Genomic DNA, 25,831 nt, shown 5'->3' with positions numbered 1-25,831 from the left:
TCCTGTTAATACTTTAAGTCATGTTTAAATAAGGAAATTAGTAATGAAAAAATCAGTATTGACTCTGGCTGCTCTGTTGGTACTCTCTTCAAACGCATTTGCTGCTGAGGAAACTACTGGTACTGCTGCTGGTTCCACTGGCGTAGCTGGTACTGCTGCTGTTGGTACCACTACTCTAGTCGCTGTTGGTGTCGGTGCAGCAGCACTGGCTGCGGTTGTTATTTCTGATGCAAATGACAACTCCAGCAGTACTAGCACCACTACTTCTACTAAGAAGTAAGTTTTTTATGTTGGAATAAGGCTGCCACACTGGCAGCCTTATTTTTGTCACTTTGCAATCATTTTCCAATTCCACCGAGTGACCTTTTTATGTTTTCATCTCGTTTGTTTATGTCTCTGGGATTGTTACTCTTAAGTGGTTGTTCCACCACCAGTTCTGATACTTACGCCACGCTCCGCTACGCTTTTATGGGGGTAGATGATGTTGTGGTAACTGAAGAAAAAGTGCGTGAGTTGCCTTATGCAAGTGCTTATTTACGAGTGGATAATAATCCACAGGCATTAGTGGTACTTGCATTTGCAGATCCTGATGGTTCTTTGAGCTGGGTAAGCGCTGATAATAAACTTTTTGTTACCAACGCAGGTCGGTTGAACAAGACGATGGGTTTGGAAAATGATCTCTACTTGACGAAATCATCTTGGGTTGATCCATTGAAAAAAATTGCAGACTCACCTGCTTATTCCATTAATCCAAATATGATGAATTGGGAATATCATGCGGAGTGGGCGAAGGACTATTTAAGTGGTTATAAAATAAAGACTGAGTTTATATCTTTAGTGCCAGAAAAGTTGATCATTCTTGATAAATTACATGATGTTGTGTTGATTGATGAATTGGCCACGGTTGAACATAGCCATGCTTCTTGGCATAACTACTATTGGTTTGAGCACAGTACCGGAAGAATATTGAAGAGCCAGCAGCAGTTGGGGCCGGATTTACCGGTAATTGAAATGACAATATTAAAACCTTACGCCTTATGAAAAAATATATAATGCTCGGTCTTGTTTCTTTTTATTCCTTAGCTCAATCTGATATAGATGTGGTTTATGAACGTCATTCTATAACTAAGATCGAAGTTCATGATGGAGCTAGGCTTACAGACCTGTTATTCAATACCAAGCTACCTAATGATATCTACTGGCGCAGTGCACAGATAGCTAATCCTCAAGCGATGGCTGCGATTCAGGTTGCTAAAGAAACACTGCTCAAGGATCTTAAATCACTACAAGTGTTTTGGATGAGAGGTGGTGATCAAGGTGCATTGATCCAGTCAACCCAACAGTTGTTACAAGAGCTAGACAGAATTCCTGTCAGTGGTCGTTTACCAGTACTTTTAGACCCAGCTAAGAGTAGAGTTGATCCTGCAGGTAATCCCTTGCTGAAAGGAAACTACACGCTTTTTGTCGCTCCAAGACCTGGTTTTATCTACTTTGTGGGATTGATTAATGGTCGTAGTAAACAACCTTTACAGGTCGGAGCCAGTTTGGCCGACTATTGGCAGGGCTATAGTTTGTTGGTAGGGGCAGATCCAAGCGAGGCATTTCTGATCCAGCCTGATGGCACAATCAGTCGTGTCCCTGTCGCTAATTGGAATCAGCTGCATCGAGAACCAATGGCCGGTGCGACACTTTTTGTCGGTTTTGACTCTGACGTTTTGCCCGAGAAATATAGAGATATCAATATTCGGATTGCTAACTTACTTGCTAATCGAGTGCCTGAATAATGCTTCCTAAATGTAAATATATAGCGTTTTTTGTTTCATGGTTCGTTTCTGGGGGGGGACACGCTACAGAATCGGTTTTTGATTCTTATGGCCCATCGCAAGGTGATTTTGGTGGGGTTGGCTTGTTGCAGATGCCGACAGCTCGCATGGCTAAAACAGGCGAATTCAGTGCCAACTATTTTGATAATTATCAATACCGTAGGTGGTCTATCTCTGCGCAGCCATTTGATTGGCTTGAAGCGACATTAAGATATACTGATGTAAGAACTAAAAAATACAGTCCATACGAAGATTTTAGTGGTGACCAGACCTATAAAGATAAAGGTATGGACTTCAAGTTCCGTCTTTTGCAGGAATCGAACTATCTGCCACAAGTGTCAGTCGGTTTTAGAGACTTGATGGGGACTGGTTTGTTTGATAGTGAGTTTTTTTCTACCAGTAAAAAATATGGGCCATTTGATTTTACGCTAGGCGTCGGTTGGGGGAATATGGCCGAGAGTGGTAATATCAAAAATCCATTTTGTGAATATAAGGATAGCTGGTGTCAAAGGGATAATGGTTACTCTGGTAATGGCGGTAAGTTTGAACTCGGTAGTTTATTTCATGGTCCTGCTGCATTCTTTGGTGGTATAGAATATCAGACACCCTGGAAGCCGTTGAGATTGAAGCTTGAATATGATGGTAATGATTATAGTAAAGAATTTGCCGGTCATATTTCTCAAGACTCACCATGGAATGTTGGCGCGGTATATCGCATTTTCGACAACTTGGATAGCCATCTGAGTTGGCAGAGGGGAAATACCCTGATGTGGGGGGTGACTTTGCGGACCAACTTTAATGAGCTGAAACCTGCCCAGATTGACCTACCAAGACCCATTTATCAACCAGACCAAGTGCCAGGTTCTATTGCTGAAGTTGAGTGGCCTGCGTTGGCGAAGGATCTGAAAGTTAATGCTGGTTGGCAAGACACAGAAATTTACACAGATTTCAGTTCAGTCACGATCATTGGTACCCAGAGTAAGTATCGCGATGAACGTGAGGCTATGAAGAGAACATCCCTATTAGCGGCCAATTATTTGCCAAGCACAGTCCATGACCTGAATGTTATTGAACGGAAGGCGAACTTTCATCTGCAAGAGACCCAAATTAATCTCCCGTCTGTTCGTCGAGCTAATGTGGTACAAATATTGGGAGAAGAGCAGCATGAGAAATCGACTGTACAGGCTGCAAGAGAAGTTCAGGGGAAACCCATTTATGCAGCCGGACGTAAATCTTTTTCATACTCCTTTGACCCTGATCTGACACAGTCTTTTGGTGGTGCTGAATCTTTCTATATGTATCAGCTTGGTATCAACGCCAATGCTGACTGGCACATGAGTGAAAACAACAGTTTGCAAGGGACGTTGTTCTTTAATCTGGTTAATAACTATGATGAGTTCAACTATAAAGCCCCTCCTTCTGATGGTGATGCATTGCCACGAGTTCGGACTTGGGTTCGTGAGTATGTTGACTCTTCTAATGTGCTACTTAATAACTTGCAACTAACTCATATGCAATCATTGTCTCGGGATTGGTATGGCCAGGTTTATGGCGGATACCTTGAGATGATGTATGCCGGTGCTGGCGGTGAGCTATTGTATCGGCCTTTCGGAAAGTCATGGGCATTAGGGGTAGACGGCAACTGGGTGAAACAGCGGGACTGGAATAATACCCTCAAGATGGCCGACTACGATGTGGTTACCGGTCATGTGACTGGCTATTGGCAATTGCCTTTCTTGGAAGGTGTCACCGCGAAGGTTGCTGTTGGTCGCTACCTGGCTGGAGATGTCGGCGCGACATTCGATTTTTCGAAGCGATTCGACTCAGGCATTGTCATGGGGGCCTATGCAACGCTGACAGATGTGTCGGCAGATGAATATGGTGAGGGCAGCTTTACCAAAGGTATTTATGTGACCATACCTTTCGATCTGATGCTGATTCGTCCGACTACATCCAAGGGCACCATTGGTTGGGTTCCGCTGACAAGGGATGGTGGCCAGATGCTCAATCGTAGTCAATCGCTCTATGATCTGACAGAGCGTTTGCCGCTGTAACAAAGGCTATCGCCCTCATTCGTAAAGACAACAAGCCGTGATAGTGTTCTGCTATCGCGGCTTTTTTTGCTTTGGTGCATGGAAGAGGTTTCATGGTGCGTTTTCCCGATCTGATCCAGAGAACATGTTTTGGGTTATTCGTCTTGTACTGGCTGCTGGGCATGCATTTTTTCATGCACAACCCTGGTGGGGCCGGGCTCTATCTGCCGTTCAACGCCTGGGGATGGGTCTTCGCCAGCCTGGTTATCGGTCTGGGGCTGTGGCAGGTGACGCTGCAGCAGCGGCTGGTGTTCTCCTCTTTGCAGGGCTGGCTCTGGCTGGGGGCGCTGCTGCTGCTGCTGCCCATGGCCTATCCCGGCTTTGACCTGAAAGATTACGCCATTCCCCGTTTGCTTGGGCTGTTTGCCGGTCTGCTGTTTCTGTTCTGCCTCTATCAGTGGCAGCTGGTGCGGGCGTCTCGTGACCGGCTGCTCTATCTGCTGCTGGGCGCGGTAGCCATCGAGGCGCTGCTCGGCCTGGTGCAGTACTACCTGCTGATCCCGGGTAACTGGCTGGGGTATGACACCCACACCAACCGCCCCTACGGCATCTTTCAACAGCCCAATGTGATGGCGACCTTCATGGCGACCGGGCTTGCCCTGGCCGGCTGGCTGGAACTGCGCGGTAATGCCAACCCCTTGCTCAAGGGGCTGCTCTATGGGGTGATCCTGGCGGCTAGCCTGCTGCTGGTGGCGCTGCAATCCCGGGTGGGGCAGTTGGGGGGCCTGCTGGCGCTACTCCTGCTCGTGCCCGCATTGCATCGTCAGCAGCGGCTGGCGCTGGTACTGGGTTTGGTTGCTCTCGGTATCGGGCTGGGGATCGCCTCCCAGTACGGGATCAGCGGTGTCAAACGCGGGCTGGAGGCTTATCAGTCCGGTGGCATGCGCTCTATCTACTGGCCCTATGCCGCCAAGCTGATTGCCCAGTCTCCCTGGGTTGGCTGGGGTTACGGCAGCTTTGAAACCACCTTTTTGCACCACTACATGGCCGACAAGGCGCTGAACCCGGCCATGGTACAGATTGAATACAACCTCGATCACCCCCACAACGAGTTTCTCTACTGGGCGGTGGAAGGGGGGCTGGCTCCCATGATCGGCATGGTGCTGATGGGCGGCGCTCTGTTGTGGCGCGTGCTCAAGGCTGGTTGGGTCAAAGGGGCGGCGCTGCTGGCCCTGGTGACCCCCATCCTGCTGCACACCCAGACCGAGTATCCGCTTTATCACGCCATCGCCCTGTGGTGGGCCCTGCTGCTGCTGGTGTATGTGCTGGATGCGGAAGTGGAGGAGGGGCTGCAAGCCTCGGGCCGTGCCAGCTGGTCCGAGTATGTCTATCGCCCCTGGTTGTTGTTGCGCTTCGTGGCCATCATCATTCCCCTGTTGGTGGTGCCCTTCATGCTGACCGCCATTCATACCGCCTGGGTGGTCACCAAGTACGAGCGCGGCGGCTACAAGGAGCCGACCCTGCTGCTCGACGTGGTCAATCCCATGGCCTGGTTGACCCGGGTCGAGTTTGACGTCAACTCGGTGCGGCTGATGGTGGGCTTGCAGGCCAACAATCACGCAGAGCTGGAGGCGTATTTAGAGTGGGGTCAGGCGTTTGTGCGCCACACGCCGAGAGCCAACATCTACGCCAACATGGTGATCGCGCTGGATGCGCTGGGACGAAAAGAGGAGGCCCGGGTACTGCGCCGCGAGGCGCTGGCGCTCTACCCGGGTGATCCCTTGCTGACCGGCTCGGCCGCCACCTCCGTGGCCACGGCGCTAGAGCGCAAACCCTCGGCCTGATAGCGGCTGTCGAGGCCATGTGGGGCCGGCAGGCTGCGCGATGTTTCATCAACTGCCCCATCGCCTCGCAAAAATGGCGGCCGCTGCTGGACGGCAGAGGCGCCATGGCTAAGATAGTGGCCTCAACGTCTTGTTCAGTAGGGAGTATGAAATGGAGTTAGTGCTTGGCCCGTTGGAGGCCCGCGTGATCGGCTGTCTGATCGAAAAAGAGATCTGCACCCCGGATCAATACCCCCTCTCTCTCAATGCGCTGGTCAATGCCTGCAACCAGAAGAGCAACCGCGAGCCGGTGCTGGAGCTGTCCGAGCTCGACATCCGGGCCGTGGTGGATGAGCTGATCCGCAAGCGGCTGGTGGTCAATACCGCCGGCTTCAATGCCCGGGTTCCCCGTTATCAGCACCGCTTCTGCAACACCGAGTTCGGCGAGCTGAAGTTCACGGCCCAGGAGCTCGGCATTATCTGCGAACTCTTGCTGCGTGGCCCGCAGACGCCGGGGGAGCTGCGCTCGCGCACCAACCGCCTGTGCAGCTTCGACGACGTGACCCAGGTCGATGCCGTGTTGGCCAAGCTCGCCGAGCAGGGGCCCTACGTGGTCAAGCTGCCGCGCGAGCCGGGCAAGCGCGAGTCCCGTTATGCGCACCTGTTCAGTGGCGAGGTGGATCTGCAGGCGCTGGCCGAGTCTGCCCCCGCCAGCAGTTATGCCTCGCCTGCGGCGGATCGACTGACGGCGCTGGAGGAGGAGGTCGAGAGCCTCAAGGCGCAGCTGCAGCTGCTGGCCGAGCGTCTGGCGCAGCTGGAAGGCTGACGCGCTGGCAATATGTCCATCAAGAGGCGCCCAGGCGCCTTTTTTTGTGCGCCTTTTCTGTCATCTCCATCCGGTGAACCCCCTGGTCTCACCTTGCCCCAAGCCCGCCCCTGACGGGGATGCCGCAGCTTTTTTGCGTTATTTCGTCGTTAAGGGTCGAGCCGCCGTCGCTTTCCCGTTAAAATTCCGCTTTTGCACCTGCCCGTGAGTCTCGATGTCTGCGTCCACTCTCTCTTCAGATTGTTATGCCCTGCTCGGTGAGCTGCAGTTGCAGCGCACCGCCAGTACCCGCTATTTGCAAGAACAGCTGCCGCTTGGGCAGGCCCTGCTCGACAAGTTGAGTCAGTTGCAACTGCTGGGGTTGGTACGGCTGCGTGGGGAACAACAGTGGAGTCTGACGGCAGAGGGAACCCTGGCGCTGATCCTGGCGGTACGCCGCGGCGATTGTCCCATGCCCAACTGGGCACGGGTGCCGTCGGTCACCGGCCAGGAGATGGCACAGGCGCTGGTGCGTGAGCTCTGTCTGGGGGAGGCCGGGCAAGTGCCCGCTTACTATCTGGCGGCCGATCTGCTGAGCCTGCTCGATCTGCCCGATGCCCACCGGTTGCTGGCAGGCTCGAGCCCTCAGTGGCAGCGGCTGATGCTGCAGCACTTCGCCCTGCAAACGTTATTGGATGCCGAGCCCCATGAGCAGTGGCCGCTGGCCCAGGCGGCCGGCGAGTGTGCCGCCGAGCTGGCCAAGCTGAGCGATGGCTTTGCTGCCGAGTGGCAGTGGCTCTGTGGCGAGCTGAGCGGGAAAGCAAACACTCACTGGCCCGCCCTGCAACAACTGGCGGAGCAGGGGGGAGAGCAGCCCCTTGCCGAGCGCCTGCTGGCAGCGCTTGGACAGTGGCAGGCGCAGGAAGGGCAAGAGGATGGGCAGGGTAAGTGGCCACTGACCTTCAGTGCCTTGCTTTGGCTTGGCTGGTTGCAGCAGGCCGATCCCGTGCTCGCCAGCGAGCAGCGCAAGAAGTGGCAGCGCAGCCTGGCCAACCAGTTTCCGCTGCTGGCGGATCTGCTGGGGCAGTGGGCGGGTGATCGCCACGGTCAGGCGGTCGGGCTGTTCGATACCCTGCAATTGCCGCCGGAAGAGCTGCACTGGGGTTACCTCTGGCTCGATCTCTGCGCCCTCGCCCGGCATGGGGAGCAGAGCCCCCAGGTGGCCATCCTGCACAAATGGGATCTCTCCCACGTGCTGGATGCTGCGCCCCGCCACAGGTTGATGGCCTTCTGTCAGGATCTGCTGCGGCTGTTGCTGGGGCAGGGGGCGCAGCAGCAACCGCTGCAGCAACTGCGCGCCGCCAGCGGCGAGCAGGAGGCTGATGAGCAGGACGGGGAGGACAAGACACCCGCCTCCGCCAGCTGGCTCAACTGGTTGCAGGGGTTGGGGCGCGCCAGCGGCGTGCGCAAGCCGCAGGAGCGACTGGTCTGGCTGCTGCATGCGGAAGGGCCCGAGCTCGAGTGCAAGATCCAGAAACAGAGCACCAAGGGGGAGTGGACAGCCGGTCGCCGGGTCGATCCCACCCTGCTCTCCACCCAGTACGCCAACCTGCTCGACGAGGAGGACTGGGCGCTGGTCCGCACGCTGCCGCGCACGCTTGGGCGATTGCCGCGCGAGGTGTGGGCACCGCTTGCCAACCATTCCCGCCTGTTCAATGCCAGAGGGCAGAAGCTGCAGCTGGCCATCACGGCACCCTTGCTGCAGATAGTGGCCACCGAGCAGGGCATGAGTGCCGTACTGAGCCCGGCTGCCGCGGCGCGAGGGGCTCACATACTGCCGCTGGCGCAGGATCTGTGGCAACTCATCCTCACCCCGCAGCCGCTGCTCGACCGGCTGCCCGCGCTGGAAGCCATTCCGCTGCTGCCGGCCGAGGGGCTGGCGGAACTGCAGCATACCCTGGACTCCATTGCGGGGCTGCCCTGGCACAGCCAGGTGGCGGGCTTGCACGGCAATGCCGAGCTGGCTCCCTGGCCCGGCGTGGCCTCGGTTCAGCTTGACTGGCAGGATGGCCAGCTGGCAGTACGGCTGGTGACCCGGTTCGACGACTTGCCGCCGCAGCCCCTTGGCAAGGGCGAGGCCATCGTGCGCCAGGGGATCAAGGATTATCACTACTGGCAGCGGGACTTGGCGGCCGAGAAGGGCGAGGCCCAGCGGCTGCGCAACCAGTTGCCCATCGAGTTGCCCGGCAGCGAGTGGCGACTTGAAGGAGAGCAGGCACTGGCGCTGGTCAACGCCCTGCCGGAGCTGGTGGATGCCGGCGTGGTCATTCACTGGCATCAAGACAGCGCGCGTCTGAAGAGCCTCGATGAAGCCGCCCTGAGCCTGCGGATCGAGCGTCGCCAGGACTGGTTCCAGGTGGAGGGGGCGCTCTCCCTCGATGAGCACCAGATCCTCGACCTGCGCCTTATCCTGCGCCAGCTGACCCCGGGTCAACGCACCGTTCAGCTGGACGAGAAGACCAGCCTGATGTTGAGCGACAAGCTGGTGGAGCGGCTCACCATGCTGGGCGCCATGCTCGATGAAGAGCAGCGCATCAATCACAAGCTGGCCTACCCGCTGACCCGCCTGCTCTCCGTCATCACCACCGAGGGGGATGCCGCCTGGCACTCCCTGCAACAGGAGTGGCAGCAAGAGGTGGAGTGTCCGGCCGAGCTGATGGGGCCGCTGCGGGATTATCAGAAGGAGGGGGTTCGCTGGCTGGCGACCCTGGCCCACCACGGCTTTGGCGCCTGCCTGGCCGACGACATGGGCCTTGGCAAGACGCTGCAGGCGCTCATCGTGCTGCGCATGCGCCAGCATCTGGGCCCGGCGCTGGTGGTGGTACCCAAGTCAGTGGTCACCAACTGGCAGGAGGAGGTCGCACGCTTTGCTCCCGAGCTGGAGGTGGTGGTGTTTGACAACCCCTCCGAGCGGGAAGGGATGATCCGCGAAGCCAAGGCGGGCCAGATCATCCTGCTCAACTACGGCATGCTCGGCAGTCTGGCGGAGGCGCTCAAGGCCCGTCGCTGGTCTTCCATGGTGCTGGATGAGGCGCAGCAGATCAAAAATGCCGGCACCCAGCGGGCCAAGCTGCTGTTCCAGCTGGACGGCGATTTTCGGCTCGCCCTCTCCGGCACGCCCATCGAGAACCACCTGGGGGAGCTGTGGAGCCTGTTCACCTTCATCAACCCCGGCCTGCTCGGCAGCCTCGGCGAGTTCAAGCGCCGCTTCGGCAAGGCGGTGAAGGATCCCCAGCACATGGCGCTGCTGCGGGCGGTGATCAGCCCCTTCATCCTGCGCCGCCTCAAGCAGCAGGTGCTGACCGAACTGCCGGACAAGACCGAGATCATTCATCACATCAGCCTCTCCCCCGAAGAGCGCCAGCTCTACGAGGCAACCCGGCGCGAAGTGGTGCAGCAGGTACAAAGTGCCGACGGCCGCGCCCTGATGCACGTGCTGAGCGGGCTGACCCGGCTGCGCCGGCTCTGCTGCTCACCTCAGCTGGTAATGCCCGAATGGTCCCAGGCCAGCAGCAAGCTGGACGAGGCGATGGCGCTGCTGGAGGAGGCCATCGGCAATGGTCATCGGGTGCTGGTGTTCAGCCAGTTCGTCGATCTGCTGAGCCTGTTGCGGGCCCGCATCGAGCAGCAGCAGTGGGACTACTGCTACCTGGACGGCGGCTGCTCGGCCAAGTCACGACAGGAGTCCATCCTGCGTTTTCGCCACGAGGCGGTGCCGCTGTTTCTGATCAGCCTCAAGGCGGGGGGCACTGGCCTCAACCTCACCCAGGCCGATACCGTGCTGCACCTCGATCCCTGGTGGAACCCGGCGGTGGAAGATCAGGCGAGCGATCGGGCCCACCGCATGGGTCAGACCCAGCCGGTGACTGTCTATCGCCTGGTGTGCGAGCAGACGGTGGAGGAGAAGATCGTCGCCCTGCACGATGAGAAACGGGCGCTGGCCGACGGCCTGCTGAGCGGCCAGTCGGAAGTGCGCGGGCTGGATGTGGAGAGCCTGCGGGCCCTGCTGATGAGCTGACCGCGATCAGCTGACTCGGGCAACAGACAAGGGGAGCATCCGGTGATGCTCCCCTTGTTGTTTGGTACGTGTTGTTTGGCTCGTGCCGTGTGGCGCACGTGACACCTGGGCGAGGCCGCACCGACGTTCGGGCGGGTTATCCCTGATAGAGGTAGAGATGCAGCCGCTCTATGATGGGCTCGCCGCCAATCTTGCGATCCCGCCGGGCCTGGCGCAGCTTGGGCGGGTAGTGGCCAAGGTGGGTGACGGCGGGCTGGGTGTCCGAGCAGAGCAGCAGGGGCAGGCTCGCCTTGAGCTGCTGCTTGCGAGGCTCCCGGTCCTGCCAGAGCAGGTTGATCATCGGGTGGGTCTTGACCGGCCGGCGGATCCTGAGCTCTGCGTCCGCAGGCAGGCGGCGGATGTCGTACACCTCCTGATCCACCATCTTGCTCCACTCCTCGTTGTTCGACAGCGCCGGAATATAACGGCGGCTGCGCTCCAGCATCTCCAGCACCTGCTCCCGGCTGAGCCGGCTGATGCTCTGCTTGTCAGCCCAGGTAAAGCCGAGCGAGTGCAGTTCTCCCTGAAGCCAAGTCAGCTTGCGATAGACCTGCAGGGTGATGACCCCGGGTAGCGCCCTGTGTACCAGCTCGAACTTCTCATCCCGCCCGCCCGCCTGCTGCACCAGTGCCTTGAAGGCGAGCTTGCACCCGTTGACCTCATCGATCAGCGGTCGCAGCAGGGGGGCACAGGCGGCAGGAAAGCGCAGCCAGCCCGGCAGGCGGCGGGTGGCCTTGGTGGAGCAGCCGGGGCGGGCGCTGTGATCCCGATAGGCACTGAGGGTAGCGGCCAGTGCGGCCTCCTCACCCAGATAACCCACCTCGATCTGCTCGATGGGCTCATGCTCCTGTCCTTGTGGTACGGCGGGCAGGGGATAGACGTGGGCCTCCAGCAACTCAAGCTGTTCCAGCTGCGCGGCCAGGTTGTCCAGCGCCTGTTCAAGCCGCTCCATCTGCTGGCGCAAGGCAGCTGTGGGGGTAAATGTCTCCATCGGCATGTCCTGTGTTTGCCTCTGTCAGCCCTGGTGAACGGGCTGATCGTAGGGCAGTGAAAGTACTGTATAAATAACCATATCAGCCTGCGGCATGGGTGCCAAGTGCCTGCGTTCCAGGGGGTTGGAGAGGGACAAAAGATCGGAGCCATTCGAAGGTGACGGCTTTGTATCTGACTGTTAATAAGGGATCAATAAAAGATCTCTTGATTAACAACTGAATGTAAAAGTCAGGTTGCCCGTCTTGCTTGTGCCCACAGTGAATGCATAGCCAGTAGAGGAAACTGCATAGTTAGAAGGGATCCATGCAGGAGAATATGCTGCAGGCTATCCCGCACAGACGAAAACATGATTAAGTTGTTATTAATCAATGCGTTATTTTTATGTCTGTGACGACATTAACCATTAGTTTTAATAATGTCTGCTATCAAAATTCGTCAATTGAGTCGGCTACCCCCCCTGACTAAGCTTTGCGCAACAAATTCGCACCCCGCGCAGATATCGTAAAGAGGAGCCACATCATGGCCAACATGACTTATACCGAAGCCGGTTACCAGCATTCCAGCCAACTGAATCTGGCTGCTCGCGTCAAAATGACCGTACTGACCTGGCTGGAACGCAGCCGCAGCCGTCGCCAGCTCTCTGAGCTGCCCGCGTACCTGCTCAAGGACATCGGTCTGAACGAAGCCGATCGTTATCAAGAGACCACCAAGCCGTTCTGGCGTGGTTGATCTGCCGGGCAAGGATGCCTCGTTTTACTGCTGACTCACTGTTGCCAGCCAGCGCCGCCATGGCGTGACATGCAGCCCCGTTTGCCTGGGCCCGTTCTCTTCGTTATACCCGTTTCCCTCTCTCACGGCCTGTTGCCGACCCTTTTGTACCTCCGTGATGTTCCCATCGCCCACACTTGTAACATTACTGTTTGAATTTGTTTAAAAATTGATTTTAAGCCCGAGGGCCTTGCGTATAATCCGCCCAAGCGTTCCTGACAAAAGGGTGAGATGGATGATTCCCCAGCATGACTTTTTGGCCCTGACTCGCCGCCACGAGTGGCAGCTTGAGCCGTTCTCATTTGATCTGCCGGATGGTGCTCGCGCGAGTGTGTGGGATACGGGGGTGCTCTGCCTTGAGCCTGCCTGCGGCGCCGGCGACCTGCCCGGTGGGCGCAAGGATATCGTGCTCTCCTGCGGCATCCACGGCAACGAGACGGCCCCCATCGAGATCTGCAACCAGTTGCTGAGCCGCCTGCTCAGTGGCGAGCTCAGGGCCCGTCACCGGGTGCTGTTCCTGTTCGGTAACCCGGCGGCCATGAACCTGGGCGTGCGCGAAGTGGAGGAGAACATGAACCGGCTCTTCTCCGGTGCCCACAGCAAGGGGGAGGGGCTGTGCAACCAGGAGCGGATCCGTGCCATGCGCCTCGAGCAGTATGTGAGCCGCTTCTTTGCCGATCCGGCCAGACCGCGCTACCACTACGACCTGCACACTGCCATTCGCGGCTCGCGTCACGAGAAGTTTGCCGTCTATCCCTTCCCCCACGAGCGGCCCCATTGCAAGGAGCAGGTGCAGTTTCTCGGCGCCTGCGGCGTGCGCACCATTCTGCTCTCCAGCGGCCCCACCACCACCTTCAGCTATTACAGCTCCCACCGCCACGGTGCTCACGCCTTTACGGTGGAGCTGGGCAAGGTGCGCCCGTTTGGCGAGAACGACATGACCCGTTTCATCGAAACCCGGCAGGCGCTGCAGGATCTGGTGACCCGGGACGAGGTGGTGCTGGAGCCCTGGCGGGCGGATGACTTCACCATCTTTGCCATCGATCGGGTGATCAACAAGCGCTCGGAGCAGTTTCGTTTCCTGTTTGCCAGCGATGTGGACAATTTCACCGAATTTCCCCAGGGTTTCGTGCTGGCCGAGGATGGCGAGCTGCGCTACACGGTAGAGAAACCGCGGGAGGCGGTGGTGTTCCCCAACGCCAACGTGGCGATCGGCCAGCGTACCGTGTTGCTGGTGGTGCCGACCCGGCTGTGGGAGTAACCCGGCGCCACTTTTGATGGCAATGGCAGGTTGCCACCGGCATTGCCGGGCGTGCAGCCCTTTTCGGGAGCCTTGAGCGATCCCGCCCCCATCCTGACAGGGAGCCCGATGCGGCTCCCTGTTTCGTTTTCTCTCAGCCGAAAAATCCAGCTTCTTTCTGAAATTAAAGAAGTTTCTACTGGTCTTACCTGGCTAAATCCCATTGCCCTTTGGTTAACAATCTATTTACATTCAAAGGGTCACCTCATGGTGGTGACGTTGACAACGGCAAGGAGCCAGTTATGACCCATGTCGACATCCCTTTCCTTCGTTACCTCGATGAGGAAGGGCGCCCGGTCGCCACACTACCGACCTGGCTGGACAAGGCGATACTGCACACCTTCTACCGCAACATGGTGATGGTGCGCAGCTATGACAAGAAAGCGATCGCGCTGCAGCGAACCGGCAAGCTTGGTACGTTTCCCTCCCACCTGGGCGCCGAGGCGGTCGGGATTGGAGTCGGGCTCGCCATGCAGCCGCAGGATGTCTATGTGCCCTACTACCGGGACATGCCCACCCTCTATGTTCGGGGCGTGCCCATGGAGAAAAACCTGCAGTACTGGGGCGGAGACGAGCGTGGCAGCGTCTTTTACAAGGCGGATGGCGAACTCTCCGAGGACCTGCCCATCTGCGTGCCCATCGCCACCCAGATCACCCATGCCGCCGGCATCGCCGCGGCCTTCAAACTGCGCAATCAGCCCAGGGTCGCCGTGGTGACCATCGGCGATGGCGGCACCTCCAAGGGCGACTTCCTGGAGGGGCTCAACTGTGCCGGTGTCTGGCACCTGCCCATGGTGATGATCATCAACAACAACCAGTGGGCCATCTCGGTGCCGCGCAAGCTACAGTCGAGCGCTCCCACCCTGGCCCAGAAAGGGGTAGGGGCTGGCGTGCGCAGCATTCAGGTGGACGGCAACGACGTGGTCGCCGTCTATGAGGCTACCCGCAGCGCCGTCGAGCGCGCCCGCAGCGGCAAGGGACCGACCCTGATCGAGGCGGTCAGCTATCGGCTGGGGGATCACACCACGGCCGACGATGCGACCCGTTATCGGGAAGCGGCCGAGGTGGAAGCCGCCTGGGCCAAGGAGCCGGTCAAGCGGCTGCGCCAGTTCATGTTTGCACAGGGCTGGTGGGACGAGCAGCAGGAGCAGGCATTGCTGGCCGAGGCGGCCCGCGAGGTCGAGCGCGCCGTAGCCGTGTATGAAAACACGGCGGCGCAGGCGCCGGAAACCCTGCTCGACTACCAGTTTGCCGAGTTGCCGAAGGATTACCGCACGCAGCGCCAGCGTATCATCGCCAAGGGCATGCAGCAGCACAGCGGGGAGGAAGCATGAGTGATATGACGTTGCTCGAGGCCGTCAATCTGGCGTTGCATCACGAGATGGAGCGGGACCCGGACGTGGTGGTGCTCGGCGAGGATGTGGGGGTCAACGGCGGGGTGTTTCGCGCCACCGTGGGCCTGCGCGACAAGTTCGGCTTCAAGCGGGTGATCGATACCCCGCTGGCCGAGGGGCTGATCGCCGGGGTGGCGGTCGGGATGGCCACCCAGGGGCTCAAGCCCGTGGCCGAGTTCCAGTTTCAGGGCTTCATCTTCCCGGGCATGGAGCAGATCATCTGCCAGGCAGCGCGGATGCGCAATCGCACCCGGGGCCGCATCACCTGTCCGATTGTTTACCGCTCCCCCTACGGCGCCGGCATTCACTCCCCCGAACACCACAGCGAGAGCGTGGAAGCCCTGTTCGCCCACATTCCCGGGCTGCGGGTGGTGATCCCCTCCAGCCCGAAACGGGCCTATGGTCTGCTGTTGTCGGCCATTCGTGACCCGGATCCCGTGATGTTCTTCGAGCCAGACCGCATCTATCGCTCGATGAAATCCGACGTGGTGGATGACGGCATCGGGTTGCCGCTGGATGTCTGCTTTACCCTGCGTCCCGGCCGCGACATCACGGTCGTCGCCTGGGGAGCCTGCATCCAGGAGGTGATGCGGGCAGCGAACCTGTTGGCGGAGCAGGACATTCAATGCGAAGTGCTGGATCTCGCCACCATCAAGCCGCTGGACATGGAGAGCATTCTGGCGTCGGTTCGCAAGACCGGCCGCCTGCTGGTAGTGCACGAGGCGTGCGGCAGCTTCGGGGTCGGCGCCGAGATCGTGGCGCGGGTTACCGAGGAGGCGCTGACCTCCCTCAAGGCACCGCCCAGACGGCTCACCGGGGTGGACGCCGCCGTCCCCTATTACCGCAACGAAGAGTATTACCTCATCACCGAGCAGGACATTGCCGATGCGGCTCATCAGCTGATGGAGAACCAGTGGCTATGAAATTTTTCAAATTACCGGATCTGGGTGAAGGCTTGGCCGAAGCCGAGATCGTCGAATGGAAGGTCAGCGCCGGCGATACCGTGAGCGTCGACCAGGTATTGTTGTCGGTAGAGACGGCCAAGGCGCTGGTGGATGTACCTTCGCCAGTGGCGGGGGTCATCGCCAGGTTGTGTGGTGCCGAGGGGGACATCCTTCACATCGGCGCGCCGCTGGTGGAGTTTGAAGGCGGTGAGGATGACGGCACCGTTGTGGGCAAGGTCAATGCCCATCAGCAGCACATCGAGGATCACTTCGTGGTGGGGGCCATCGCTCCCGGCGGTGCCTTGGTGCAGGCCATGCCGGCTGTACGCCTGCTGGCCCAGAAACTGGGGCTGGATATCGAGCGGCTCAAGGGTAGCGGCAGTGCCGGCATGGTGACCGAACAAGATGTGCAGCAGGCATTCGAGGCCCAGCAGAGCAGTGGCAACGAGTTCCTCAAGGGATCTCGCCGGGCCATGGCCAAGGCGATGGAGCTGTCCCACAAAACGGTAGTGCCGGTCAGCATCACCGACGAGGTGGACTTGCGTCATTGGCGCCCCGACGAAGACGTCACGGTGCGCCTCATCAAGGCCATCGGTGTGGCTTGTCGGGCCGAACCCTCCATGAACGCCTGGTTTGATGGCGACACCCTGTCAAGACGGTTGTTCAGAGAGGTCAACGTGGCCATTGCGGTGGATTCCAAGCACGGGCTCTACGTGCCGGTAATGGAAAACGTGGCTGAGCGGGAAGGGGCCGACCTGCGCCAAGGGCTGGATCGCATGATTGCCGACGTGAAGGCGCGCGCGGTGCCGCGCGAGATGTTGCAGGGGGCGACCATCACCCTCACCAACTTCGGCGCCATCGCGGGGCGCTATGCCAGCCCGATCGTGACGCCACCTCAAGTGGCCATCATAGGGGCGGGCAAATTGTTCGAGAAAGTCGTGTTTATTCATGGGGAGGCACGCCCGGTCAGAGCACTGCCGTTGTCGATGACATTCGACCACAGAGCCTGCACCGGCGGTGAGGCGGCACGCTTCCTCAAAGCCCTGGTACAGGCGCTGGAAGCCCCCGCATTGTGACATGTGTGCCCTGCCGTGGCAGGGCACAAATTGTTTGCGTAATCCCCAAAGCCACGTATAATCTAAACCAGCTTGAAAGGGCGATAGTTATGTCAATGAATATGATGTTTTACATCTTTTCCTGTTGTTCATAAGTTAATCCCGTTTTTTGAGCTTTATCCGCTGAAAAGCATAAGTAATTATTTTGAATACAGGTTTAAAGATATGTCTAACATGATCACCGGTACCGTTAAGTTTTTCAACGAAACCAAAGGTTTTGGCTTCATCCAGCAAGAAAACGGCCCGGACGTTTTCGTTCACTTCAGCGCTATCAGCGGTAACGGTTTCCGTACCCTGGCTGAAGGTCAGCGCGTACAGTTCTCTGTGACCCAAGGTCAGAAAGGCCCGCAGGCTGAGAACGTAACTGCTCTGTAATTCTTACAGAATTTAAGAAAGCCGTGGTGCCTCTGGTTCCACGGCTTTTTGTTTATGGACGTGTCACTCTCATCTGCAGAGAGTGAATGATGCTACTTCCTACTCTCTCGTTGCCTCCTCTATGCTGCCATCTCTTCTGCTCGCCGCCACTCTGATCACTTCTGCCGATGTGCAGAGACAGGATACTGTCGAGGCCGAGGCAAAAGCCGTATGCCAGCAGTTTGTCGAGGTGCGCGTGGGCGGCGGCTCCTTGCCCGACGAGATCAAGGCTCAACCATTGCCAAAACGGGTGGGGGAGTGGATGGTCGATGGCAAAGTAAAAGGACCCGAAGGTCCTTTGCTGTTTGTCTGTCTGCTGCGTCAGGGGAAACGCTGGGAGCTGCTCAACTTTTCGCTGTGGGCTCCCAAAGCGATCAAAGCGGTTTGAGTGCGACCAGCAGGTGCTGCAGGTGCTCGACCATGGTCATGCCGAATGGTGTCAGATAGCCACCATCTTCCGCGCTGATGAGCCCCTGTTGATGCAGGCGTGACGCCGCCTGGCAGAGTTCGTCGGACATGTCGCTGCGCAACTTGATCCCCAGGCTCATGTTGGCCGGATCAAAACATGCCAGTATTTTCAAATCGTTTACAAACTCGTTAGAAACCTGGTCGATCCCGATCATGAATGCACTCCTTACGCTAAAGATGTATGCAAACTAGCATTCCCGGATCCACTTTAGTGGGCGCTGGCTCAAACTATTGGGCTTTCTCCTTTCCATACGTGCTCAAACGCTGCTTTTTTGGTCGTCCTGCCAGTGCTTGCAGGAGGCGTAGTTGAGTCCGCCCCTGCCATGCCAAACATGATAGGATAGGAGCCTCCTTTGTCTTTCTGGCCGAACGCTGCGTATCGGCCTCCGGTTCAAGGCGTATTCCATGGTCAAGATCACACTGGTATCACTGCTGCACACACTGGGGACGCGTTTCCCCGTCTATCCCGCCTCCCTGTTGTTGCCCCTACTCGAGCAGCATCAGGGCGATGTCTGGTTGCCAGCCTGCAAGGGAGCGGATGTCGCCGCCCTGCGTCAGCATGGCAAGGGGGCAGCCGCCCAGACCTTGGCTCCGCTGACGGCGGCTTGGTGTGATTTTGCTACCGGTGAAGAGGGGACGACACCCGAGTTGGATGCGCTGGCTAATTACGACAGCGAGATGATGGACAATCTGCTGATGTACTGGCACAGCCCGGCCAAGATCAACAACCCGATCACCGATAATCTGTTCGAGTTGCGCCGCGAGGTGGTGGATGAGGCCCATGGCGGCAAGCTGGCCGCCGCCTGGCAAGCACAGCAACAGGCCCGTTTCGAGCAGATCATGGCCGCTGCCCTGGCCGGACGAGAGCAGCTCTGCTTCGTCGAGGTGGAGTCCGCCTACTGGCTGCGCCAGCGTTTCAGCGAGATGGCGGAGATCACCCTGGTGACCCCCGAGCTGGGATGAGATCGCGAAAAATCGGTGACCGATCTCTCATACTGGACAAGGCGCCGGCAAGATGTGAACATGGCGCCCTTTATTGCACAAGAGACTTGACCGATGAGCTATGAACTGAGCGACACCGAGCGCAATGCAGCGCTGCAACTGAACGCGGACTACCGCTTTGATCACTTCATCAGCAAGCTGGTCGAGCACGAAGAGCTGTTCGTTCTGACCGACGAGCACGGCGTCATGATGCTGACCACCGACGATGAAGACTGCATCCCGGTATGGCCGCACCCAGAATACGCCAAGGCGTGGGCCGAAGGGGAGTGGGCTGACTGCAAGCCGCAGTCCATCACCCTCAAGGTGTGGCTGGAGCGCTGGATCGACGGCATGGAGCAGGATGAACTGTGCGTTGCCGTGTTCCCGACCCCGGATCAGGAAGGTATCGTGCTGGAGCCGGCCGACGTGGCCGACGCCATCGCCCAGAAGCAGGCCAAGCGCGGTTAATCGCTTCTGCTTCCGGCTGGCAACCCCGGTTGCAAAAAAGACCCCGCCAATGTGCGGGGTCTTTTTGTTGGTGGCCTAGGCAAACCTTGGCAAAGGGGCAGGCTGCGCAGGCCTCCTATTTCTGCTGATAGGTGGTATCAACCCGGGTGACGGCCGGGAAGGCCTGGTCCGCCTTGATGGCGGCCTGGGTCTGCGTCTTGGCCTCTTCATCAATCCAGAACAGGCCGCCATAGCTGTAGCCGCTGTTGCTGCCATCCAGCGGCCAGTAGAGCACCTCGCTCTTGGGCGTCGCCGGCAGCTTGGGCAGTTTTATCCAGCGCCAGGCCCCCTCTCGGGTGTAGGGCACCTGGTAGGCCGGTACGAAGCTGGCCAGTTCATAGAGCCGCTGCTGGATCTGGCGCGACAGCGCCGCTTTTTTGGCGAAGTCGAACTCCTTGTCGTACTGCTCCACCAGGGCCGTGATGGCGTCATCATCGATGTTCATGATGTTGTTGGTCTGCGGCTTGTTGGCGTTGATCTTGTGGAAGAACTCCCAATAGGCGGGATAACGGCTGCCTGACCAGGCCATCCAGGCGCTCTGGTGTTTTTTCTCCAGCATCGACTTGAAGCCGGCCGAGGCATCCATCAGGTTGAGCTCGAGGTTGAGCCCCGCCTTCTTGGCCTCTTCGCGCAGCAGCGTGAGGCGCTGGGCGTGCTCCGCCGTGGTGTAGGTGATGGCCAGGGTCAGCGGCTGGCCCTGGCTGTTTTGCAGGGTACCGTCGGGACCGGGTTTGGTGAAACCGGCCTTGGCGAAGTAGTGGCGCGCCAGTTCGGGATCAAACGGACGGGCCTTGAGATCCGTGTTGGTGAACTCCCCCTGGCCGGAGCCGTAGCTGTTGAGACGCTGGTAATCCCCCCGCAGCAGGGTGGTGAGCATCTTGTCGAGATTGAGGGCGTGCTGGATGCCAAGCCGCACATCGAGATTGCGCAGCAGCGGATCGGCGGTGTTGAGATAGAGCCCCGTTGGGGGCTGGGGCGTCTGGTTGTAGAACCAGAGTCGCTCGATATAGCCCTTGGCGAACTCCGGCGTTTTGCTCTTGTCGTGCCACCAGTTGGGCATCACCAGCGGGAAGGTATCGAGTTCGCCGCGCAGGAAGTGCTGCCAGGCGATGTTCTGATCCCTGAGTACCTTGAGCTCGATCCGATCCGGGTTGAAGCGGTGCTGGAAGTAGCGCTCGTCATTGCCCCACCAATCCTTGACCCGCTCGAAGGTGACCGACTTGCCCTTTTTCACCTCGCCAAGCTGATAGGGGCCGGTCACCGGCAGCAGCTTCCAGTTGTACGCCTTGACCCAGTCGGCGGTGATCTTGATGGCGTGGCTGGGGGCTGGGCTGAAGGGCAGTGATTCCAGCAGATCCTGGCGACTCTTGGCACTGCCGCTGGAGATGGCCAGGGTGTGGTCATCAAACTTGGTCACCTCGCTTATCTGGGTGCTGTAGTAGTTGTTGTACCAGGGATCGTTGATCTCCTTGCTGCGCAGCAGCTTGAGGGTGAACAGCCAGTCATCGGCGGTGACCGGTTGGCCATCCGACCAACGCGCCTTGGGATTGATGCGCAGATAGAGGGTCTTGTGGTCAGGCCCGAAGGCCCATTCGTTGGCCAGCATCGGCATGGGCTTGCCGGTGACGGGATGGGTGCTCAAGAGCGGCAGGTTGGTCTCCCGCATATAGCCGGCGAAGCCGCCGTTGGAGTCCGGGCCGTATACCCGCAGGGTCAGCGGAAAACTGGTCATGAAACCGCGAAAGGTACCGCCCCGCTTGGCGGCCGGATCCGCGAAAGCGGGATCCGCGTTGTTGCTCTCCCACGTCAGATCGGCTGGCAGGGTGGCGCTCCAGCCGTAGTGGCTCAGACAGAGGGTCAGGGCAATGGCGCTGGTGCGCAGAAGGCGCGGGATGATGATGCGGGGGTTGGCGGTGAAGGTCGATGGCATGTCCTTGCTCTCCTGATGGCTGCGTCCTGCAGGCCACTCGCTGGTGGCTCCAGCCCCGATGGGGGCTGGCTCATCATGGAAAGTTTCCCCGCCCTGGTCAATGGCGGCAGGCAAATAAGGATCAGACGGCCTGCGGCTTGAACCAGCGCAGCCGGCCGCCCAGCAGATGCACCACGAATCCCAGCAGCACAAGGGCCGAGCCCAGCCACTGCAAGGGAGTGGGGTGCTCGTCCAGCAGCAGGGCCGCGGCCACCATGCCGACGCAGGGCACCAGCAGGGAGAGAGGGGCCACCTGCGCCACTGGGTAGTGCATCAGCAGCCGTCCCCACAGGCCGTAGCCGAGCCAGGTGGCGACAAAGGAGAGATAGAGCACGCACAGGAACCCCTGCCAGCTGATGTTGAGCAGGCTGCTGGCCATCAGCTCGGGCCCCTCGAACAACCAGGAGAGCGCGAGGAAGGGAAGGATGGGCACCAGTCCGCCCCAGGCGATAAGGCTCGGCAGCGTGGTCTGGTAGCGCAGCCCGATCTGGCGGTTGATGACGTTGCCAAGCCCCCAGCAGGCGGCTGCGCAGAGGGTCAGCACGAAGCCGAGCAGAGTGAGATTGCCTTCGCCATGGGTGGCGATGAGATAGAGACCGGCCCCCGCCAGCGGCAGGGCCACCCAGTGGTGGGATTGCCAGCGCTCACCCAGCCAGATCATGGCGAACAGCAGGGTGAACACCACCTGGGATTGCAGCACCAGCGAGGCCATGCCTGCCGGCATGCCGAACTTCATAGCGCAAAACAGAAAGGAGAACTGCCCCAGACTGATGGCTCCGCCATAGGCCAGCAGCCAGCGCCACGGCATGGCGGGTCTGGGGACCAGCAAGATGGCGGGAAAGACCACCCCGACGAAGCGCAGCGCCCCCAGCAGCAGCGGGGGAATGCCCTCCAGCCCCCACTTGATGGCGACGAAGTTGAGCCCCCAGCAGAGGATGACCAGAGCGGCCAGAAACTTGTCCTTGGTGTGCATGCGGCGTCCTTCGGTGTGTGGCCTCTGGCAGGAGAGGCCAAAAGAGGACGAGCATACCCCAGCCTCGGTGGGCGCCGTCAAGCCGCCAGGCGGGGGAGCAACCGGGCAACGGGGGGTAAAGTGCGATTCAGGCGGCGACGCAGTGTACTGTGATGCCGCGTGCGGCCAGGGTGGCCCGCATGGGGGCTGGCAGGGCGTCGTCGGTGACCAGCACGCCGATCTGGCCTGGCGTGCCGAGCGGGCTCGGGTGGATGGCGCCGAATTTGCTGCTGTCGGTGATGACCACATTGGTCACCCCCTTGGCCAGCACGCTGTTGACCACGTCGGCCCGCATCATGTCGCGGCCGGTGAAGCCCATCTCGGGATGAAAACCGTCTACCCCGATGAAGGCCTTGGAGAAGTGCACCTGCTCGATGCACAGGCGGGTCAGCGGGCCCACCACGCTCTCGCTCTGATGCTGGAACAGGCCGCCGAGCAGCACTACCTGGGCCTGGGTGTCGCGCAGCAGGTGGGCAATGTAGCTGCTGATGGTGATGATGGTGACCCGCTTGTGCAGGGCCAGATGGCGGGCCAGCAGGGCGTTGGCGCTGCCCCCTTCGATAAAGACCGTCTCGCCATCCTCCACCAGCTGGGCGGCCCGCTCGGCGAGGCGCTCCTTGAGCAGGTAGTTGATGTTCATCCTGGCATCGGGATCGTCGCTCTCCAGCGCCATGGCCGAGCCGTGCACCCGCTTGAGCAGTCCCTGTTTTTCAAGGGCAGTCAGGTCGTTGCGCACCGTCACTTCCGAGACCCCGGTACGTTGGGAGAGCTCGCTCACGCTCATCTTGCGGGCCTGATGGACCAGGGTGAGGATCAGTTGGTGGCGTGGATTCATGGGGCCTCGCTGGCTGGCAGTGGATAGCGGCAAGCCACCGCGCGGGTGGCTTGCCGGTCATAAAGGGGCACAGCTGCCCCTGGTGGGGCCCGTCAGAGACTGTGCTCGGTGCGGGCGATGATATCATCTTGCGCATCGGGGGATAAGGCGGTGAAGAAGGCAGAATAGCCCGCCACCCGCACCACCAGATCCCGATACTGGTCGGGATGGGCCTTGGCGGCCAGCAGGGTTTCCCGCGAGACGATGTTGTATTGCACGTGCCACCCCTTGTGCACCTCGAAGAAGGTGCGCAGCAGGCTCATCAGCTTGGCCTTGTCCCGCTCGTTTTCAAGGCTTGCCGGGCTCAGCTTCTGGTTGAGCAGCACGCCGCCGAGAATGGCCGCCGTGGGCAGCTTGCCGAGCGAGTTGAACACCGCCGTGGGGCCCAGGCGATCCGACCCTGACGCTGGGCTGGCCCCTTCCGCCAGCGGGGTGCGGGCGTGGCGGCCATCCGGGGTGGCCATGGTGGCCGCCCCAAAGGGCACGTTGGCCGAAATGGAGGAGGTGCCCGCATAGTAGGTGCCGCCGATGGGGCCGCGCCCGAAGCGGGTGTTGTGTAGCCCCTTGAGTTCGTCGATGTAGCTCTGGTAGGCCTGTACCAGCAGCATGTCTACCTCGTCCAGATCGTTGCCATATTTGGGGGCGGCATTGGTGAGGCGCATGCGCAGTTGCTCGCCTTTGACACCGGCAAAATCCTGCTCGAGCGCTTCGGCCAGCTCGCGCTGATCCACCACTCCCTGTTCGAACACCAGTTTCTTCAGCGCCGCCATGCTGTTGCCCAGGTTGGCGATCCCCACCTGCAGGCCGGAGACCCAGTCATAGACGGCACCCCCCTGCTTGATGGTCTTGCCGCGCTCGATGCAGTCATCCACCAGGGCGCTGCAGAGGATGTCGTGGGCCTGGGCCTCCAGCACGCTGTCGACCACGCAATCGATCTCGATGGACTTTCGGGTGAAGTAGCGTACCTGCTCGTCCCAGCGGGCCATCACCTCGTCGAAGTGGCCGAACGTGCCTTGTCGCAGTGACTGGGGCTGGGGCAGGAAGACCTTGCCGGTGGTGGCGTCACGGCCGCCATCGAGCGCCGCCAGCAGGATACGGGCGAAGTTGATGAAGCTCATACCGGTGCAGCGATAGCCCCATTTGCCGGGCACAGCGGTCTCGATGCAGCCGATGGCGGCGTAGTGGTGAGCATCCTCCTCGCTCACCCCGAGCTTGATGAACTCGGGGATCACCACCTCGTCGTTGTTGAAGGCGGGCATGCCGAAGCCGCAGCGGATCACCTGGATGCAGGCGTCGAGGAAATCCTCGCTCATGCCGGCGTGGTAGCGCACCGAGAGATTGGGCTGGGTCGAGCGCAGCTGGCCGCAGGACTCCAGAATCGCGTAGGAGAGGCCGTTGACCGCATCATGGGCCTTGCCATTGCACCAGTTCTGGCCACCGATGGTGACGTTCTGGTAGAGCGGGCTGCCGGCGGAGGCCTTGGAGTGGGTGCCTGAGCGGATCTTGTTCACCTCCAGCAACTTGAGCCAGCACCCTTGCAGCAGCTCGATGGCGCGTGTGCGCGGCAGGGATTCCGACAGCTCTACTTCGCGGCGATACCAGGGGTAGAGGTACTGGTCCATCCGGCCAAACGACACAGAGTGGCCATTGGACTCGATCTGCAGGATGAGCTGGATAAAGTAGCAAAGCTGCAGCGCCTGCCAGAAGGTCTCGGGAGGCCGGTGGGCGATGTGGGCGCAGTTGAGGGCGATGGTCTCAAGCTCACAGCGGCGCTCTGGGCGCGGCTCCTGCAGCGCCAGCTCGCGGGCCAGCGCGGCGTAACGCTCGATGTGCTGGCTGACGGCATCGAAGGTGATGGCGACGGCCTGCAGGAACTGCTCGCGCTGCAGATCGGCCCAGTCCGCCAGATCGAGCCGGCCGCGCCGCTCGGCCACCTTGACCTTGAGGCCGTCGAGACCGAGAGCAAGTAGCTGCTCGTAGTTGACCGCGAGGTGGGCATCCCCCGAGGTCATGTTGCCCTCGGCCTTGATGATGCCGCTCTCAAGCAGTCCCTTCTGTTCATCGGTAAAGAGGCCGTAGCAGCGATCCTGCACCGTCTGGCCGCGCCAGAAGGGGGTGAGGGTGTGGATGATCTGCTTGTCTCTCATGCTCACCGCAAAACCGGCGCCGGGGCGGTCGGCCAGCTCGTCGATCTCCTTTTCGATCCAGCCCACCGTGTATTCGGGAAAGAGCGGCGCCGCCCGCACCTGACTCGCCTGGTTGCCGACGATGAGCTCGTCGTGCTTGATCCAGATGGTGCGCTCCTTGAGGTGGTGGGCCAGCGCCAGGGCGCGGCGTACCGGCAGCGGCCGGGCAAGGTGGGCCTGATAGGCTTGCGTGTAGTGGCGGGCCCGCTCGGTGCAGACCGGCGGCTGGACGATGTGGATCAGGCTCTCCTTGTGGGCACGGATCCGCGGGGGCAGGGTGGTGAGGTCGAGCTGGGTCATGGTCT

22 protein-coding genes are annotated in these 25,831 nt (G+C 59.7%); 16 read left to right on the top strand and 6 right to left on the bottom strand.

What is annotated here, in order from left to right:
* The first annotated feature begins 43 nt into the window (after window positions 1–43).
* The 7 genes from QLG02_RS00925 to QLG02_RS00895 all read left to right on the top strand — a co-directional run bounded on the left by QLG02_RS00925 (window position 44) and on the right by QLG02_RS00895 (window position 10,562).
* Window positions 44–280 (top strand): hypothetical protein, encoded by a 237-nt coding sequence (locus QLG02_RS00925; protein ID WP_268037177.1) that lies wholly within the window; start codon window positions 44–46, stop codon window positions 278–280.
* An 89-nt stretch (window positions 281–369) separates the two neighbouring features.
* Entirely contained in the window at window positions 370–1,041 is a 672-nt protein-coding gene (locus tag QLG02_RS00920) for a YjbF family lipoprotein (RefSeq protein ID WP_282464257.1), read from the top strand.
* Window positions 1,038–1,784, top strand: coding sequence for a capsule biosynthesis GfcC family protein (locus QLG02_RS00915; protein WP_282464256.1), 747 nt, complete (start codon window positions 1,038–1,040; stop codon window positions 1,782–1,784). The genes QLG02_RS00920 and QLG02_RS00915 overlap by 4 nt, the downstream gene beginning before the upstream one ends.
* Window positions 1,784–3,877, top strand: coding sequence for a YjbH domain-containing protein (locus tag QLG02_RS00910; protein ID WP_282464255.1), 2,094 nt, complete (start codon window positions 1,784–1,786; stop codon window positions 3,875–3,877). The genes QLG02_RS00915 and QLG02_RS00910 overlap by 1 nt, the downstream gene beginning before the upstream one ends.
* 92 nt (window positions 3,878–3,969) lie before the next feature.
* Window positions 3,970–5,700 carry a Wzy polymerase domain-containing protein gene (locus QLG02_RS00905; protein ID WP_282464254.1) on the top strand — a complete coding sequence of 577 codons (1,731 nt, stop codon included), beginning with the start codon at window positions 3,970–3,972 and terminating at the stop codon, window positions 5,698–5,700.
* Between the two features lie 151 nt (window positions 5,701–5,851).
* A complete protein-coding gene (locus QLG02_RS00900) occupies window positions 5,852–6,505 on the top strand; it encodes a DUF480 domain-containing protein (protein WP_257685329.1) in 654 nt (217 codons plus the stop codon).
* Window positions 6,506–6,719: 214 nt separating this feature from the next.
* Window positions 6,720–10,562 (top strand): DEAD/DEAH box helicase, encoded by a 3,843-nt coding sequence (locus tag QLG02_RS00895; protein WP_257685330.1) that lies wholly within the window; start codon window positions 6,720–6,722, stop codon window positions 10,560–10,562.
* Window positions 10,563–10,698: 136 nt separating this feature from the next.
* On the opposite strand, the gene QLG02_RS00890 is transcribed toward QLG02_RS00895, so the two are convergent.
* On the bottom strand, window positions 10,699–11,592 hold the full coding sequence (locus tag QLG02_RS00890; protein WP_282464253.1) for a DNA replication terminus site-binding protein: 894 nt from the start codon (window positions 11,590–11,592) through the stop codon (window positions 10,699–10,701).
* 521 nt (window positions 11,593–12,113) lie between these two features.
* Between QLG02_RS00890 and QLG02_RS00885 the strand changes: the two genes are divergently transcribed.
* From QLG02_RS00885 to QLG02_RS00855, 7 genes are all read left to right on the top strand, one after another.
* Window positions 12,114–12,323 (top strand): DUF1127 domain-containing protein, encoded by a 210-nt coding sequence (locus QLG02_RS00885; protein ID WP_041217336.1) that lies wholly within the window; start codon window positions 12,114–12,116, stop codon window positions 12,321–12,323.
* Window positions 12,324–12,597: 274 nt separating this feature from the next.
* Window positions 12,598–13,623, top strand: coding sequence for a succinylglutamate desuccinylase (astE, locus tag QLG02_RS00880; RefSeq protein WP_282464252.1), 1,026 nt, complete (start codon window positions 12,598–12,600; stop codon window positions 13,621–13,623).
* Window positions 13,624–13,904: 281 nt separating this feature from the next.
* Complete coding sequence (pdhA, locus tag QLG02_RS00875; RefSeq protein WP_282464251.1) at window positions 13,905–14,996, top strand: pyruvate dehydrogenase (acetyl-transferring) E1 component subunit alpha; 1,092 nt, start codon at window positions 13,905–13,907, stop codon at window positions 14,994–14,996.
* Entirely contained in the window at window positions 14,993–15,979 is a 987-nt protein-coding gene (locus QLG02_RS00870; RefSeq protein ID WP_011706667.1) for an alpha-ketoacid dehydrogenase subunit beta, read from the top strand. Before pdhA ends, QLG02_RS00870 begins: the two co-directional genes overlap by 4 nt.
* Window positions 15,976–17,076, top strand: coding sequence for a dihydrolipoamide acetyltransferase family protein (locus QLG02_RS00865; protein WP_076361327.1), 1,101 nt, complete (start codon window positions 15,976–15,978; stop codon window positions 17,074–17,076). Before QLG02_RS00870 ends, QLG02_RS00865 begins: the two co-directional genes overlap by 4 nt.
* A gap of 204 nt (window positions 17,077–17,280) precedes the next feature.
* Entirely contained in the window at window positions 17,281–17,490 is a 210-nt protein-coding gene (locus QLG02_RS00860) for a cold-shock protein (RefSeq protein ID WP_005331438.1), read from the top strand.
* Between the two features lie 121 nt (window positions 17,491–17,611).
* A complete protein-coding gene (locus tag QLG02_RS00855) occupies window positions 17,612–17,917 on the top strand; it encodes a hypothetical protein (protein WP_029299769.1) in 306 nt (101 codons plus the stop codon).
* Here QLG02_RS00855 and QLG02_RS00850 read toward each other — a convergent pair.
* Window positions 17,904–18,152, bottom strand: a complete 249-nt coding sequence (locus QLG02_RS00850; RefSeq protein WP_011706664.1) for a TIGR02647 family protein — start codon at window positions 18,150–18,152, stop codon at window positions 17,904–17,906. The two genes, QLG02_RS00855 and QLG02_RS00850, sit on opposite strands and share 14 nt — an antisense overlap.
* Before the next feature lie 250 nt (window positions 18,153–18,402).
* Between QLG02_RS00850 and QLG02_RS00845 the strand changes: the two genes are divergently transcribed.
* Both QLG02_RS00845 and QLG02_RS00840 read left to right on the top strand, forming a co-directional pair.
* Complete coding sequence (locus QLG02_RS00845) at window positions 18,403–18,960, top strand: hypothetical protein (RefSeq protein ID WP_194760413.1); 558 nt, start codon at window positions 18,403–18,405, stop codon at window positions 18,958–18,960.
* A 93-nt stretch (window positions 18,961–19,053) separates the two neighbouring features.
* Window positions 19,054–19,446 (top strand): DUF2750 domain-containing protein, encoded by a 393-nt coding sequence (locus tag QLG02_RS00840; protein WP_005302792.1) that lies wholly within the window; start codon window positions 19,054–19,056, stop codon window positions 19,444–19,446.
* Between the two features lie 115 nt (window positions 19,447–19,561).
* On the opposite strand, the gene QLG02_RS00835 is transcribed toward QLG02_RS00840, so the two are convergent.
* The 4 genes from QLG02_RS00835 to QLG02_RS00820 form a co-directional block, all read right to left on the bottom strand.
* Window positions 19,562–21,415: an extracellular solute-binding protein gene (locus QLG02_RS00835; protein ID WP_282464250.1), complete on the bottom strand. Its 1,854-nt coding sequence runs from the start codon at window positions 21,413–21,415 to the stop codon at window positions 19,562–19,564.
* A gap of 121 nt (window positions 21,416–21,536) precedes the next feature.
* A complete protein-coding gene (locus QLG02_RS00830) occupies window positions 21,537–22,427 on the bottom strand; it encodes an EamA family transporter (protein ID WP_282464249.1) in 891 nt (296 codons plus the stop codon).
* A 127-nt stretch (window positions 22,428–22,554) separates the two neighbouring features.
* Window positions 22,555–23,301: a DNA-binding transcriptional regulator YciT gene (locus QLG02_RS00825; RefSeq protein WP_011706659.1), complete on the bottom strand. Its 747-nt coding sequence runs from the start codon at window positions 23,299–23,301 to the stop codon at window positions 22,555–22,557.
* Between the two features lie 92 nt (window positions 23,302–23,393).
* Window positions 23,394–25,826 carry a formate C-acetyltransferase/glycerol dehydratase family glycyl radical enzyme gene (locus tag QLG02_RS00820; RefSeq protein WP_282464248.1) on the bottom strand — a complete coding sequence of 811 codons (2,433 nt, stop codon included), beginning with the start codon at window positions 25,824–25,826 and terminating at the stop codon, window positions 23,394–23,396.
* Window positions 25,827–25,831 lie beyond the last annotated feature (5 nt).

This window comes from Aeromonas sp. V90_14, assembly GCF_029967615.1.
In the GTDB taxonomy this organism is placed as follows: Bacteria; Pseudomonadota; Gammaproteobacteria; order Enterobacterales; family Aeromonadaceae; genus Aeromonas; species Aeromonas hydrophila.
Note: the sequence above shows the minus strand (reverse complement) of the source record. Positions and strands in the feature narration are given on the sequence as shown.

Excerpts from the sequence above, each read along its gene's own strand:
- QLG02_RS00890 (WP_282464253.1), bottom strand. The coding sequence starts at position 11,592 with ATGGAGACATTTACCCCCACAGCTGCCTTGCGCCAGCAGATGGAGCGG.
- QLG02_RS00840 (WP_005302792.1), top strand. The coding sequence starts at position 19,054 with ATGAGCTATGAACTGAGCGACACCGAGCGCAATGCAGCGCTGCAACTG.
- QLG02_RS00845 (WP_194760413.1), top strand. The coding sequence starts at position 18,403 with ATGGTCAAGATCACACTGGTATCACTGCTGCACACACTGGGGACGCGT.
- QLG02_RS00825 (WP_011706659.1), bottom strand. The coding sequence starts at position 23,301 with ATGAATCCACGCCACCAACTGATCCTCACCCTGGTCCATCAGGCCCGC.
- QLG02_RS00860 (WP_005331438.1), top strand. The coding sequence starts at position 17,281 with ATGTCTAACATGATCACCGGTACCGTTAAGTTTTTCAACGAAACCAAA.
- QLG02_RS00830 (WP_282464249.1), bottom strand. The coding sequence starts at position 22,427 with ATGCACACCAAGGACAAGTTTCTGGCCGCTCTGGTCATCCTCTGCTGG.
- astE (WP_282464252.1), top strand. The coding sequence starts at position 12,598 with ATGATTCCCCAGCATGACTTTTTGGCCCTGACTCGCCGCCACGAGTGG.
- QLG02_RS00850 (WP_011706664.1), bottom strand. The coding sequence starts at position 18,152 with ATGATCGGGATCGACCAGGTTTCTAACGAGTTTGTAAACGATTTGAAA.
- QLG02_RS00865 (WP_076361327.1), top strand. The coding sequence starts at position 15,976 with ATGAAATTTTTCAAATTACCGGATCTGGGTGAAGGCTTGGCCGAAGCC.
- QLG02_RS00895 (WP_257685330.1), top strand. The coding sequence starts at position 6,720 with ATGTCTGCGTCCACTCTCTCTTCAGATTGTTATGCCCTGCTCGGTGAG.
- QLG02_RS00900 (WP_257685329.1), top strand. The coding sequence starts at position 5,852 with ATGGAGTTAGTGCTTGGCCCGTTGGAGGCCCGCGTGATCGGCTGTCTG.
- QLG02_RS00885 (WP_041217336.1), top strand. The coding sequence starts at position 12,114 with ATGGCCAACATGACTTATACCGAAGCCGGTTACCAGCATTCCAGCCAA.
- QLG02_RS00820 (WP_282464248.1), bottom strand. The coding sequence starts at position 25,826 with ATGACCCAGCTCGACCTCACCACCCTGCCCCCGCGGATCCGTGCCCAC.
- QLG02_RS00905 (WP_282464254.1), top strand. The coding sequence starts at position 3,970 with ATGGTGCGTTTTCCCGATCTGATCCAGAGAACATGTTTTGGGTTATTC.
- QLG02_RS00915 (WP_282464256.1), top strand. The coding sequence starts at position 1,038 with ATGAAAAAATATATAATGCTCGGTCTTGTTTCTTTTTATTCCTTAGCT.
- QLG02_RS00835 (WP_282464250.1), bottom strand. The coding sequence starts at position 21,415 with ATGCCATCGACCTTCACCGCCAACCCCCGCATCATCATCCCGCGCCTT.
- QLG02_RS00870 (WP_011706667.1), top strand. The coding sequence starts at position 14,993 with ATGAGTGATATGACGTTGCTCGAGGCCGTCAATCTGGCGTTGCATCAC.
- QLG02_RS00920 (WP_282464257.1), top strand. The coding sequence starts at position 370 with ATGTTTTCATCTCGTTTGTTTATGTCTCTGGGATTGTTACTCTTAAGT.
- QLG02_RS00910 (WP_282464255.1), top strand. The coding sequence starts at position 1,784 with ATGCTTCCTAAATGTAAATATATAGCGTTTTTTGTTTCATGGTTCGTT.
- pdhA (WP_282464251.1), top strand. The coding sequence starts at position 13,905 with ATGACCCATGTCGACATCCCTTTCCTTCGTTACCTCGATGAGGAAGGG.
- QLG02_RS00855 (WP_029299769.1), top strand. The coding sequence starts at position 17,612 with ATGCTGCCATCTCTTCTGCTCGCCGCCACTCTGATCACTTCTGCCGAT.
- QLG02_RS00925 (WP_268037177.1), top strand. The coding sequence starts at position 44 with ATGAAAAAATCAGTATTGACTCTGGCTGCTCTGTTGGTACTCTCTTCA.